Below are 12,280 nucleotides of genomic sequence, written 5' to 3'. Positions count from 1 at the left end.
TGGCACCGTCCCCATGGCGGGATAAACGACACCGTGCCCATCAGCCGCCTCGGTCTCGATCAGGACAACCTGTTGAGGCTCCACATCTAAGCGTCGCGCTCGACGTATCCGGAAGCGCTTCAGTGGCCGGCGATGCCCGTATAGGCCGAACTGCCCCATACGGCCTCGACGGCGCGATTGCGCCCGCAGGCACTGCGATAATATTCGTAGCGCTCGGGGTTCTTGCGGTAGTAGTCCTGGTGATAGTCCTCGGCCTTCCAGAACTTCGGCGCCTTCTTCACCTCCGTGACGATCGGCTTGCCGAGTTCCTTCTGCGCCTGCTGCTTCGACGCCTTGGCTTCCTTCAGTTCCTCGTCCGTCGTCGCATAGATCGCGGTCGTGTAGCTGTGGCCGCGGTCGCAGAACTGGCCGCCGGAATCGGTCGGGTCGACCGAATGCCAATAGACGTCGAGGAGGTGCTTGTAGGACACCTTGGACGGGTCGAAGGTGATCTTCTCCGCCTCGCGAAAGCCCGGATGGTTGCGATAGGTCGGATCCTGGATCGATCCGCCGATATAGCCCGAGACCGTGGACGTCACGCCGGGCACCTTGTCGAAATCCGACTCCACGCACCAGAAGCATCCGCCGGCGAAGATGGCGGTGCCGCTCGCCGCGTTCGCCGCGACGGGCAGGGTGCACACGCTTGCCAGCGCGAATGCGAGTGCGAGGAAAAGACGGGTCATGGCGTTACCTCCTGATTTGACGAACGAGATATCGGTATCGGCGGATGTTTCAACGCGCGTGCGCGACACGAGCACGTGATGACGGCGCGGGCCGCCGGCCATGTCGGGCTTCTCGCTTTACACGGTGCGCGGTTGCCCTAAGTTTCGCAACGCTGCAATTACGCATTCCCGAAAGGAGAGAAACTTCCATGAAGAGGCAAGCTACCGCGATCTGGCAGGGTGCGCTCGCAGACGGCAAGGGCACGCTCGACACGCAGAGCGGCGCGCTGAAGAGCGCCCCCTATTCGTTCAGGGCACGCTTCGAGGACGAGTCCGGCACCGCCGGCACGAACCCGGAAGAGCTGCTTGCGGCCGCGCATGCCGGCTGCTTCGCCATGCAGCTTTCGCACATGCTGGCAGAAAACGGCACCCCCGCCGAGCGGCTGGAGGCGAAGGCCGTGGTCAGCGTTCAGGAAGCTTCGGGCGGCGGTTTCGAAATTCCGAAAAGCGCACTCGAACTGACGGCCAACGTGCCGGGCATTTCGCAGGACGATTTCCAGAAGATCGTTACCGAGGCCAAGGAAGGCTGCCCCGTTTCCAAGGCTCTCGGCGCGATCGAGATCACGCTGGATTCCAAGCTCGGCTGAACGAACCGGCGAAAAGAACGGGCCGGTCTACACGATCGGCCCGGATCGTGCGCCGAAGTGCGAGCCTTACGGCCCCTCAATCGAAGATCCGGCGTCCGGGGCTCGGATGGTTCCGGTAGTGGCTCAGCCGGCTCTCCAGCAAGCCGACATGCAGTTCGAGCTTGTGGCCGTCCGGGTCCAGCAGGTAGAGCGACGCGCCCTCGGACCGATTGTCCTTCCAGATACGAACGGCGCGCTTTGCGTCTTTGGCGCGCTCGGCAAACGCTGCGAGATCCGCCTCGCTCACATCGAACGCGATGTGCGTGTAGTCGGCGCGCGGCCCGGCCGCTGCATCATACGATAGGCAGAGCCACAGCGAACCGGCTTCGAGATACGCTCCGTCGTCCCATAAGGCACGAAGACGCATGCCCAGAAGGTCGCGGTAGAAGGCGAGCGACCGTGTCAGATCGGCGACCGCCAGCGTGACGTGGTTCAGTCCGCGTATTGCCGGCTCGCTGGCACTTTCTTCGGGCACCGTGAAGTTACACGCGCCGTTCGACCATCATCTTCTTGATTTCCGCGATCGCCTTCGCCGGGTTCAGACCCTTCGGGCAGGTCTGCGCGCAGTTCATGATGGTGTGGCAGCGATAGAGCCGGAAGGGATCTTCCAGGTCGTCCAGCCGGTCGCCGGTCGCCTCGTCGCGGCTGTCGATGATCCAGCGATAGGCCTGCAGGAGCACGGCGGGTCCGAGATAGCGCTCGCCGTTCCACCAGTAGCTCGGGCAGGACGCCGAGCAGCAGGCGCACAGGATGCACTCGTATAGCCCGTCGAGCTTGGCGCGGTCGTCGTGGGTCTGCCGCCACTCCGTCGCCGGCGTCGGCGAGACGGTCTTCAGCCACGGCTCGATCGAGCGGTGCTGGGCGTAGAACGTCGTCAGGTCCGGCACGAGGTCCTTCACCACCGGAAGATGGGGCAGGGGATAGATCTTCACTGCGCCGTCGACCTCGTCCATGCCGGTCGTGCAGGCGAGCGAGTTCGTGCCGTCGATGTTCATCGCGCAGGAGCCGCAAACGCCCTCCCGGCATGAACGGCGCAGCGTCAGCGTCGGGTCGACCCGGTTCTTGATCCACAGGAGCCCGTCGAGGACCATCGGTCCGCAATCGCCGCGATCGACGAAGAAGGTGTCGATCGTCGGCCCCTTGTCGTCGTCGGGGCTCCAGCGATAGACGCGGAACTCCTTCAGGTCGTTGGCGCCGTCCGGCCGCGGCCAGACCTTGCCCTCCGACATGCGGGAATTCTTCGGCAGTGCGAGTTCAACCATCTTCCATCTGCTCCAGTCAGGCCGCCAGCGCCCGGACGTCGCCCGCATAGGGGCTGCCGGCCGCTTTCGCGATCAGGCGTCGATCGGCGGTTATCATCTGCGTGTTCTCTCGCCTTGCACAGGCGACGTAGAGACAGTCGTACAACGAATGATCGAGATCGATCGCGATCTCGAAGGCGGCTCGGACGAGTTCGCCGTCCGCGACGAAGCGATCGACCGTTTCGTTCACGAAAGCCATGCCATCCCGCGCCTGCCGCATCTCGGTCAGTCCGGCCCGCATCCGGGTCCGCATGACATTCCCGATCTCGACCATGAGAAACTCCGGCGCAATCCAGGCATCGACGTCATAGATGAGCGCCTTCGCCGTCTCGTGATTGTCTTCCTCGACGAACCACTTGACGGCCACGGAGGCATCAACGACCAAGTTGACGATCCCGCTCTTCGCGCATCTGGCGGATGGTCTCGACCGAGTCCGATTGCTCGATGTCCTTCGGCGTCATGGCGCTGATCTCACGCGCGCGGCGAACGCGTTCTGCCCGTTTGCGATGTTCGGCGGCCGCGTTCTCGATCAGTGATCGTAATTCCGCTTCGACCGTTTGCCCGTGATGCGAAGCGAGATCCTCGAGTGTCCGAACGAGTTCGGTGTCGTCCAGTTCTATCCTGAGTTCGCCCATTGTCGTTCTCCTCGCCCCTTCCCTTGTCAGTACACCCGCGCCTTCGGCTCGATCTTCTTCGGGTCGATGCCTTCCGCCAGAAGGTCGGTATGCACGGGCCGGTAATCAAGCTTCACGTCGCCGTCGTCGGCAACCCATGCCAGCGTGTGGACGCGCCATTCCTCGTCGTTTCGACCGTCGAAGGGACCGTCCTTGTAGTCCTCGCGCGCATGGGCGCCGCGGCTTTCCTTGCGGGCTTCGGCGCCGATGACGGTGGCGAGCGCGTTCGCCATCAGGTTTTCGTATTCGAGCGTTTCGACGAGGTCGGAGTTCCAGATCATCGAGCGGTCGGTGACCTTGATGTCCGGCATCTCCTTCCAGAGCGCCGTCATGCGCTCGCAGCCCTGTTCCAGCGATTCCTGCGTACGGAAGACGGCGGCGTCCTCCTGCATGATCGTCTGCATCGCCTCGCGCATATGGGCGGTCGGGCGCGAGCCGTTGGCGTGGCGCAGCCGATCGAAGCGCTCCATGATCTTCTCGCAGGCGGCCTCGTTGATCGGCGGGATCTTGGCGGCGCGGTCCATGACCTCGCCGGCGCGGATCGCTGCGGCCCGGCCGAAGACGACGAGGTCGATCAGCGAATTGGAACCGAGCCGGTTGGAACCGTGGACGGAGGCGCAGCCCGCCTCACCGACGGCCATCAGGCCCGGCGCGACGGCATCTGGATTCTCCTTCGTCGGGTTCAGCACCTCGCCCCAGTAGTTCGTCGGGATACCGCCCATGTTGTAGTGCACGGTCGGCAGCACAGGGATCGGCTCGCGCGTCAGGTCGACGCCGGCGAAGATCTGCGCGGACTCCGAGATGCCGGGCAGGCGTTCGGCGAGCACCGCCGGATCGAGGTGGTCGAGGTGCAGGTAGATGTGGTCCTTGTTCTTGCCGACGCCGCGACCTTCGCGGATTTCGATCGTCATGCAGCGCGAGACGACGTCGCGCGAGGCAAGATCCTTCGCCGACGGTGCATAGCGCTCCATGAAGCGCTCGCCCTCGGAATTGACGAGGTAGCCGCCTTCGCCGCGCGCGCCCTCGGTGATGAGGCAGCCGGCACCGTAGATGCCGGTCGGGTGGAACTGGACGAACTCCATGTCCTGCAGCGGCAGGCCGGCGCGCGCGATCATGCCACCGCCGTCGCCGGTGCAGCTGTGCGCCGACGTCGCGGAGGAGTAGGCGCGGCCGTAGCCGCCGGTCGCCAACACCACCATCTTGGCCGCGAAACGGTGGATCGTACCGTCGTCGAGGCACCAGGCGACGACGCCGGTGCACACGCCGTCCGTCATGATGAGGTCGAGCGCGACGTATTCGATAAAGAATTCGGCGTTGTTCCTGAGCGACTGGCCGTAGAGCGTATGCAGGATTGCATGGCCTGTGCGGTCGGCGGCGGCGCAGGTGCGCTGCACGGCCGGGCCTTCGCCGTAGTTCTGCATGTGGCCGCCGAAGGGGCGCTGGTAGATCTTGCCTTCCTCGTTGCGCGAGAAAGGTACGCCGTAATGCTCGAGCTCGTAGACGGCCTTCGGCGCTTCCATGGCGAGGTACTGCATGGCGTCGACGTCGCCGAGCCAGTCGGAGCCCTTCACCGTGTCGTACATGTGCCACTGCCAGCAGTCGGGCGTCATGTTCTGCAGCGATGCGGCGATGCCGCCCTGCGCGGCGACGGTATGCGAGCGCGTCGGGAAGACCTTGGTGAGACACGCCGTCTTCAGGCCCTGTTCGGCCATGCCGAGGGTTGCGCGCAGGCCGGATCCGCCGGCACCGACGACGATCACGTCGAAGGCGTGGTCGATGGTTTCGTAGGCCTTGCCGTTGGCGTTCGGCGCCTTGCCGTTCGAAGCGGCGCCGTTCGTGTTCGATGCGTCTGCCATGATCGGATCAGCCTCCGAAACCGAGCTTGATGACGGCGAACAGGCAGAGCGCACCGATGATCAGCGTGAAGAACGTGTTGAGCATAAGGATCGCGAGCTTGGCGAATTCCTCGTGGATATAGTCCTCGACGATCACCTGCATGCCGATGCGCATATGGATCAGGCCGGAGATGATGACGAGGCCCATGATCGCGGCGACGATCGGGTTCCCGAGCGCGCCGGTCAGCGTCTCGTAGTCGGCGCCGTTATAGGCGATGACGAAGATCACGAAGAAGGCGAGAAGCGGGATGTTGGCGACGGCCGTCAGGCGCTGGCGCCAGAAATGTTCGGTTCCGCCCCGGCTGGCGCCGAGACCGCGAACGCGCGAAAGCGGTGTACGAAGTGACATGATGCGTTCCCCTTCAGCGCACGATATAGCCGATGATCCAGACGAGAAGCGTCAGGCAGACCGAAGCGACGAGCGTCGCCTGGGCGAGCCTGGTGGACTGCTCCTTCTCGATGGCGTGGATCGTGTCCCAGACGAGGTGCCGGATGCCACCCATCATGTGATGGAGCAGCGCCCAGGTGTAGCCGAAGAGCACGATCTGGCCGACGATCGAGCCATAGACGGCGTTCATGGTGTTGAAACTTTCCTCGCCGGACGCCGTCGCGACCAGCCACCAGGCCATCAGGATCGTGCCGAAGTAGAGTGCGCCGCCGGTGATGCGGTGAACGATCGACATCCACATCGTCGGCTTGAAGCGGTAGATCGTCAGATGCGGCGATATCGGTCGGCTCTTGCTGACTTCGGCCATGAAACCCCGGCGTCCTTTCCTTCGGCGCAAACGCGTCCTCGCGCGCGTTACGCCTGCTTTGTTTGGAATGGTTCTAGTGCGCTCTTCGCAGCGCGTCAAAGTGCTCGTCCGGCTTTTACGGCTCCGCGCCGGACAAAGCGACCGGCAACGTCCGAGGGAACCGTTAACCTTAACGAAAGGTTGATGTCGGTGCGAACGATCGCTCGTGCGAGGGTCGGCGTTCACGATGTGTCGTTCGAGACGATCCGTATGCGGCGGACGGACCGGGACAAGGGATAAGGTTTCATGCGCAAAGCTTCGCGGTTCCGGCTCGCCGCGGCCGTTTCCATCGCAGCCATTGCCTTCTCGCCTGCCGCTTCGGTCGCGAGAGACCATGGCTTCGACGTTCGCGATGGGCACCACGACGTGCATCGCCACCATGGGGACGGGGTGTCCGACAGCCGATCGACAAGCGTCGCGGACGGTCGCGACCATCGCCGTCACGGCGAGCGTCGTCGGCATCGTTTTCACCACCGACGCTTCGGGCATTCGGTGGCGCGCTATGTCGAGTACGACCATGATCGTGACCACGACGTCCTGCCGGAGGTGCGTTCGCCGCTCATTCCCGATCGGGTTCCGATCCTGCCGTCGAAGCGAAACCGGTTCGATAGGGATGCGATACCGATCGTCACCGTCATCGTCGGTTCCGATCCGGACCGTGACGATCGGTCACTGGCCGAACGCTTCGGCTCGGGCGGCAGTGCGCGGATCGTCCATGTCGACGAGCGCACGATGAACGACGCCTGCGAGATGTCGCACGGGGTTTGCATCATCCGCCCCTGATCGAAACGGACGCCACGTCTTTTTTGCACCGTGCCTGCAACGTCGAGCGATGCGGACGCGTTGATGGTACGACAACGATGGAGTGTTCGATGAGCGAAAACAACAAACGCGACGCTGAAGAAAACGCTTCGCAGAAGAAGAAGGAAGAGGAACTCGAAGAGGGCCTCGACGAGACGTTTCCGGCGAGCGATCCGACGTCGGTGAACCAGCCGACCCGCACCGGCGATCCGAAGGAGGATCGCAAGCTCAAGAACGAGTGAGTCCGACTCGATCTCGGTGATATCTTGCAATGCAAAAAGCCCCGCGCGATCCGTGCGGGGCTTTTTGCATCATGCGTTCGATTCGACCTATCGCCGTCTTACAGCTCCGGCGGCCCAACGGTCAGGCTGTTTTCGACGTGCGCGACGCCGATGACCTGCCAGGCGAGGGTCTCGGCAAGTTCGCGCTCGGCGTCTTCCGAGACGCGGCCTTCGAGCAGGACCTGGCCGCCCTCGACTGTCACGTCGAGATCGGACGGGTCGAGGCGAGCCTCTTCGGTCAGGAGATCGCTGACGTCCTCGCGGATGCGTTCGTCCGAGCGGCGATAGCCGCGTGGGCCCTTGCCGCGGTGGCCGGCGACGCCGCGGTCTCCGAGTGCACGGAGTTTCGGCGTACGCGCGACATGCATGGCGTCGTCGCGCTCGGCCGGCGTCTCGCCGCCGGGGGCTGTTTCCAGATCGGTCGAATCGGGCACCGGATCGGCGGCATCGTGCATGCCGTCGTTGCGTTCGCGGTCGAAATTGGCACCCAGATCGCCGTAGGGACGATTGCCCGGCGCCTCGCTCTGCGCGCCAGCCTCGTCGCTGTACGGCCAGCCGCCGTTGATGTTGCGTTCGGTGTAGTCCTCGTATTCTTCCTGGCGCTGCGTCCGGGCCTTGTCGCGCTCGCTAAACCGCATGGGTCGTCTCCTTGTTCGATGCCGCCGCATCGGCCGTTCGGCACCGTGCGGCAGGAATGATCGCTCATGGCATCAAACGCGCGGCGGCGATGATGGTTCGCACTTGGCGGACGTGACCGGGGGGACGTGACCGGGCGGGCTTGGACGGGCGGACGTGGACGGGCGGGCGCTTTCGAGGCGACGATCCTCTTGGAGAACTTACGTCGAGGCGGTCACGCCTTTGGCGGCCGAAAGAAAGTTCACGGACGAGGCTGGTGCCGTCGTATCAGGCGGGTGCGCGGCGCGAGGCGGCGTGCATGCGCGATACGGCCTGCGTGCACTGGCGTTTGTAACCGTCGAGGGAGGAGTCGTCGCTGCTTCGCAGGAGGGCGAGCTGGAGGTCGAGATAGGCGGCGCGGAAAGCGCCGGTGAGGCTTTCGGCGGTCGCGGGTTCGGCGATACCGTCGCCGATCTGGTGAGCGAGCGTGCGCACGCGCGCATATCGTGACTTGTCGGGTGTATTGGTATCGTGAATCTGGCGAAGAAGTTCTTCGACCGGTGTCTCGCTCATGGGGTTCCCTTCCTGCAAGCGTATCGGCCATCCGCTCACGGCGGTGTGAAAACCGCAATAACAAAGATTAAAGGCGTATCCGCGGCGATCTGCGCCCCGCCGCAGCGTCATGAGGCCACAGCCCCAAACCATCGACGACGCGTTATCCTCGAAGCTTCCGCATCGTGGCCTTCCGCCGGCGGATCGCCGTTTCGATGCCGCACGGGAGGGCCCGTCGAAGCGAAGCGCCGGCCCGGAACACGTCGCGCATGCGAAGGAGGGGATAGCGATGACGCAACTTCGACCGGAGGAGGGTCCGCCTGGTCCGGGCCGCCGTCTCACCGCCGAGTTCTACGAGCGGGACGCCGTCACCGTCGCGCGCGCGCTCGTCGGCGCGTGGCTCGAGGTCGACGGTGCGGGCGGCATCATCGTCGAAACGGAAGCCTATGCGCCCGACGACGCGGCCTCGCACAGCTATGGCGGCGTGACGCCGCGCAACTCGGCAATGTTCGGTCCTGCCGGGCATGCCTATGTCTACCGTTCCTACGGCCTGCACTGGTGCTTCAACGTGGTGACCGAACCGGGAAGTGCCGTCCTGGTGCGTGCGCTCATGCCGCTCGTGGGCATCGAGGCGATGTATGCGCGCCGGGGTGTCGAGGACGAACGCAAGCTGTGCAGCGGGCCGGGCCGGCTGACCCAGGCGCTCGCCATCGATGGCGGACACGACCGCCGGCCGCTCGACCAGCCGCCCTTCCTGCTGGCGGAAGGCCTGAGCGCACCGTCCGTCGTCTCCGGTCCGCGTGTCGGCATCACTCGCGACGTCGACCGCACCTGGCGTTTCGGCCTGCGCGGCACGCGCTTCGTCAGCCGCGCATTCCGCTGATCTCCCGGTCCGATACGAAAGGCCAACCCGACCGGCACCGGTACCGGCATCCGGCGGAACCGCCTCGCGCCGCATCGCGTTTGCGCTCCATAGTCGTTGAGGACAGGAAATGGCGCATTATGTAGCGCCGCGCAGGGAGACGAGATCGATGAGCGCATCCGGAAGCGAAGCCGAGACCATCACGCTGAAACTCGACGACGACCTCGTCGCGCGTCTCGAAGCCTTCCGGTCGCAAAACGGCCATCTGAGCGACGATGCCCATGCCGTTCGCGAGATCTTGCGGCGCTGGCTGCGCGAGAACGGCTTCGACGGCCCGCACGACGATGCCGGTACACGGCCCGAAGCGCTGAACTCGGCAAACGACGGGTAGCGCATTGTCCGGCCGGACCGATCCGGTCCGGCGTCGCGGACGATGCCCGAGATAACGGGCCGGAGCGCTGGACCTGATCCGATCAGGGTGCAGAGCACTTGATCGCGCGGTCCCGAGCGCAGCACTCAGCGGGTAACCGCCTTTTCCATGGCCTTGGTGACCGACTGGCGCGGCGGCTGCGGCCATGGTTCATCGTCCAGCCGGTCGATGACGGTGCGTACCGTGAAGGTGTTGCCGGCTTCGAGATCGTCCAGTTCCTCCCAGGCGAGGGGCGTCGCCACCGGCGCGCCCGGCCGGGATCGGGTGGAATAGGGCGTGATCGCCGTCGCGCCGCGTTCATTGCGCAGCCAGTCGACGAAGATGCGACCCTTGCGCTTTTCCTTCGACATCGTCGCCGTGTAGCGCTCGGGGTCTTCGCTCGCCATGACGGTCGCAAAGCCGCGCGCGAAAGCCTTGATCCGGTCCCAGCCGGCGCGTCGTTCGATCGGTACGATCACGTGAAGGCCCTTGCCGCCGGTCGCCATCACCACGGATTGAAGGCCGAGGTCGGATAGGCGCGCGCGCATGTCCCATGCCGCTTCGCGTACCTTCGCGAAGCCGAGCCCCTCGTCGGGATCGAGATCGAAGATCATGCGTTCGGGCTTTTCGAGATTGTCGATCGAAGACCCCCATACGTGGAATTCGAGCGTGCCCATCTGTACGCAGGAGACGAGGCCGCTGCCGTCTTCGACGTAGAGGTAGTCCTGCTTCTCGCCGGATTTCTCGGCGATCGGCACCGTGCGGATCGCCTCGGGAAACCCTTCGCTCGCGTGCTTCTGGAAGAAGCAGGCCTTTTGCGGCCCCTGCGGGCAGCGCACGAGCGAAAGCGGCCGCCGTGCGGCATGGGCGAGCATCCGTTCGGCGACTACGGCGTAGTAGCGTGCCAGATCGATCTTTGCGACGCCCTGTTCCTCGAAGAGCGTCCGGTCGGGGTGCGAGATGCGCACGCCGAGAATGCGGTCGCCACTCTCGCCCTCGGCGCGTTCGAGCTTTTCGGCCGTGGACGGCGTCTTTTCCTTCTTCGCTTCACCGGTTTTCTTGCGCGACGATGCGGCCTTCTTGCGCGACGGTGAAGGCCTGGATTCGAGCGTCACGTCGCTTGCCTCCTTGTCCTCGCGCAGGCCGATGAACGCGCCGTGGCGAACATGGCCGTCGTCGGTGAATTCCGTAAACTCGATCTCGGCGACGAGGCTGGGCGTCAGCCATCGTGCGTCCTTCGCCCGTTCCTTCGGCACGCTCTCGAAGGGCATCGTCTTGCGGGCAAGCTTTTCGAAGCGCGCGGAAAGCGCGTCGAGCAGGTCCTGGTCGAAGCCCGTTCCCACCCGTCCGCGATAGATAAGCGCACCGTCCTCGTGGGTGCCGACGAGGAGCGAAGCGAAGGGGCGCGCCTTCTTGTCGGAGGGCGAATAGCCGCCGATCACGAATTCCTGGCGCTTCGTGCACTTCACCTTGCGCCAGTTCTTCGAGCGTTCGCCGCGATAGGGTGCATCGGCGCGTTTGGAGACGATGCCTTCCTCGCCCGCCTTGCAGACGCGCGTATGAACCTCCGGCCCATGGCCGCGGACATGGTCGCTGTAGTGCAGGGCAGACCCCTTCGGCAAGTCGGAAAGCAGGGAGCGCAGCCGTTCCTTGCGCTCGATCTGCGGGCTGTCGCGCCAGTCGTCGCCGTCGAGCGAAAGAAGGTCGAATGCGTGGAAGGTCAGGTCGGCGCCGGATTTCAGCACCTTCTGCAGGGCGGAAAAGTCCGAGTTGTCCGTCTTCGACGCCGCGGTCACCTCGCCGTCGACGAGTGCCGCGTCGCAACCGATCTCCGCGAAAGGTGCCTGCAGGACGGCGAACTTGTCGCTCCAGTCGTGCCCGTTGCGCGTGAAGAACCGTGTCTTGCCACCGCCGACGGCGGCCAGTACGCGGTAACCGTCGAACTTGACCTCGTGGAGCCAGTCCGCGCCCTCGGGCGCGGTGTCGTAGAGCGTTGCGAGTTGCGGCTTTTGGAAACGCGGTGGACCGGAAGACTTCGCCCGCTTCCCCGAACGGGTGCTGGCGGTCCGCTTCGCGGTCTTCACGCGTTTGCCTTGAGCCGTCTCGCCCTTCTCCTCGGCGATCTCCTTCATCGTGCGATCGCTCGCGACGCTCTTCTCGTTTTCGGAAAGCAGCGCATCGCCGTCGTCGCGGGCGTCGTCGTCTCGCTCCTTCACGAGGAGCCAGTTCTCGCGCTTTTCCCCCTTGCGCGCACGCATGCGCACGAGCGCCCAGCCGCCCGTCATGCGTGCGCCGTGAAGAATGAAGTGCAGCTTTCCCTCGGCGATGCCCTCGGCCGGGTCGTGCAGCGGTTCCCACCATCCGGTGTCCCACAGCATCACCGTACCGCCGCCGTACTGGCCCTTCGGAATCGTGCCCTCGAAGGTGCCGTATTCGAGCGGATGGTCCTCGGTGCGCACGGCGAGCCGCTTGTCTTCCGGGTCCGCGCTCGGTCCCTTCGTCACCGCCCAGCTCAGGAGCACGCCTTCGTTTTCGAGCCGGAAATCGTAGTGCAGCCTCGTCGCGTCGTGCTTCTGGACGAGAAAGGCGAGCCGCTCCTTCACGGGCGGTTTCCGGCCGGCCTTGCCCTTCGGCTCACGCGTCTGGCTGAAGTCGCGGCGGCGTTTGTATTCGGCGAGCGGGTCGGCCTTGCCTGCCATCGGGGCTTCC

At 64.8% G+C, this 12,280-nt stretch carries 16 protein-coding genes; 5 read left to right on the top strand and 11 right to left on the bottom strand.

From position 1 onward, the window contains the following. Window positions 1–119: 119 nt before the first annotated feature. On the bottom strand, window positions 120–722 hold the full coding sequence (gene msrA, locus FJU11_RS13005) for a peptide-methionine (S)-S-oxide reductase MsrA (RefSeq protein ID WP_141167495.1): 603 nt from the start codon (window positions 720–722) through the stop codon (window positions 120–122). A 188-nt stretch (window positions 723–910) separates the two neighbouring features. Between msrA and FJU11_RS13000 the strand changes: the two genes are divergently transcribed. After that, window positions 911–1,348 (top strand): OsmC family protein, encoded by a 438-nt coding sequence (locus tag FJU11_RS13000; protein WP_141167494.1) that lies wholly within the window; start codon window positions 911–913, stop codon window positions 1,346–1,348. Window positions 1,349–1,424: 76 nt separating this feature from the next. Here FJU11_RS13000 and FJU11_RS12995 read toward each other — a convergent pair whose 3' ends face one another. Genes FJU11_RS12995 through sdhC form a run of 7 tightly spaced genes read right to left on the bottom strand, consistent with a single transcriptional unit; the run spans window position 1,425 to window position 6,012 of the window. Then, complete coding sequence (locus tag FJU11_RS12995) at window positions 1,425–1,832, bottom strand: VOC family protein (protein ID WP_141167501.1); 408 nt, start codon at window positions 1,830–1,832, stop codon at window positions 1,425–1,427. A gap of 37 nt (window positions 1,833–1,869) precedes the next feature. Further along, window positions 1,870–2,649 carry a succinate dehydrogenase iron-sulfur subunit gene (locus tag FJU11_RS12990; RefSeq protein ID WP_141167493.1) on the bottom strand — a complete coding sequence of 260 codons (780 nt, stop codon included), beginning with the start codon at window positions 2,647–2,649 and terminating at the stop codon, window positions 1,870–1,872. 16 nt (window positions 2,650–2,665) lie between these two features. Continuing rightward, window positions 2,666–3,055, bottom strand: a complete 390-nt coding sequence (locus tag FJU11_RS12985) for a type II toxin-antitoxin system VapC family toxin (RefSeq protein WP_181408180.1) — start codon at window positions 3,053–3,055, stop codon at window positions 2,666–2,668. Between the two features lie 7 nt (window positions 3,056–3,062). After that, entirely contained in the window at window positions 3,063–3,323 is a 261-nt protein-coding gene (locus FJU11_RS12980; RefSeq protein ID WP_141167491.1) for a hypothetical protein, read from the bottom strand. A gap of 26 nt (window positions 3,324–3,349) precedes the next feature. After that, a complete protein-coding gene (gene sdhA / locus FJU11_RS12975; protein ID WP_141167490.1) occupies window positions 3,350–5,218 on the bottom strand; it encodes a succinate dehydrogenase flavoprotein subunit in 1,869 nt (622 codons plus the stop codon). A 7-nt stretch (window positions 5,219–5,225) separates the two neighbouring features. Next, entirely contained in the window at window positions 5,226–5,606 is a 381-nt protein-coding gene (sdhD, locus tag FJU11_RS12970) for a succinate dehydrogenase, hydrophobic membrane anchor protein (RefSeq protein WP_141167489.1), read from the bottom strand. Between the two features lie 13 nt (window positions 5,607–5,619). Further along, window positions 5,620–6,012 carry a succinate dehydrogenase, cytochrome b556 subunit gene (sdhC, locus tag FJU11_RS12965; protein ID WP_141167488.1) on the bottom strand — a complete coding sequence of 131 codons (393 nt, stop codon included), beginning with the start codon at window positions 6,010–6,012 and terminating at the stop codon, window positions 5,620–5,622. Window positions 6,013–6,297: 285 nt separating this feature from the next. On the opposite strand from sdhC, the gene FJU11_RS12960 reads away from it, so the two are divergent. Together FJU11_RS12960 and FJU11_RS18355 are read left to right on the top strand one after the other, a co-directional pair. Then, a complete protein-coding gene (locus tag FJU11_RS12960; RefSeq protein ID WP_141167487.1) occupies window positions 6,298–6,834 on the top strand; it encodes a hypothetical protein in 537 nt (178 codons plus the stop codon). A gap of 89 nt (window positions 6,835–6,923) precedes the next feature. After that, entirely contained in the window at window positions 6,924–7,094 is a 171-nt protein-coding gene (locus FJU11_RS18355) for a hypothetical protein (RefSeq protein ID WP_181408179.1), read from the top strand. A 98-nt stretch (window positions 7,095–7,192) separates the two neighbouring features. Here FJU11_RS18355 and FJU11_RS12955 read toward each other — a convergent pair whose 3' ends face one another. Together FJU11_RS12955 and FJU11_RS12950 are read right to left on the bottom strand one after the other, a co-directional pair. After that, on the bottom strand, window positions 7,193–7,771 hold the full coding sequence (locus FJU11_RS12955) for a BON domain-containing protein (protein WP_181408178.1): 579 nt from the start codon (window positions 7,769–7,771) through the stop codon (window positions 7,193–7,195). Between the two features lie 265 nt (window positions 7,772–8,036). After that, the gene (locus tag FJU11_RS12950; RefSeq protein ID WP_141167485.1) at window positions 8,037–8,321 is read right to left on the bottom strand and encodes a hypothetical protein; all 285 of its coding nucleotides are present in this window, start codon (window positions 8,319–8,321) and stop codon (window positions 8,037–8,039) included. Window positions 8,322–8,589: 268 nt separating this feature from the next. Between FJU11_RS12950 and FJU11_RS12945 the strand changes: the two genes are divergently transcribed. Both FJU11_RS12945 and FJU11_RS12940 read left to right on the top strand, forming a co-directional pair. Further along, window positions 8,590–9,183 carry a DNA-3-methyladenine glycosylase gene (locus tag FJU11_RS12945; protein ID WP_141167484.1) on the top strand — a complete coding sequence of 198 codons (594 nt, stop codon included), beginning with the start codon at window positions 8,590–8,592 and terminating at the stop codon, window positions 9,181–9,183. A 148-nt stretch (window positions 9,184–9,331) separates the two neighbouring features. Then, window positions 9,332–9,553: a ribbon-helix-helix domain-containing protein gene (locus FJU11_RS12940; RefSeq protein ID WP_141167483.1), complete on the top strand. Its 222-nt coding sequence runs from the start codon at window positions 9,332–9,334 to the stop codon at window positions 9,551–9,553. A gap of 125 nt (window positions 9,554–9,678) precedes the next feature. On the opposite strand, the gene ligD is transcribed toward FJU11_RS12940, so the two are convergent. After that, window positions 9,679–12,270, bottom strand: coding sequence for a DNA ligase D (ligD, locus tag FJU11_RS12935; RefSeq protein ID WP_141167482.1), 2,592 nt, complete (start codon window positions 12,268–12,270; stop codon window positions 9,679–9,681). Window positions 12,271–12,280 lie beyond the last annotated feature (10 nt).

Source organism: Pararhizobium mangrovi, from assembly GCF_006516965.1.
GTDB classification, from domain to species: domain Bacteria; phylum Pseudomonadota; class Alphaproteobacteria; order Rhizobiales; family Rhizobiaceae; genus Pararhizobium_B; species Pararhizobium_B mangrovi.
The sequence above is the reverse complement of the archived record's forward strand: the minus strand, read 5'-3'. Positions and strand labels throughout refer to the sequence as shown.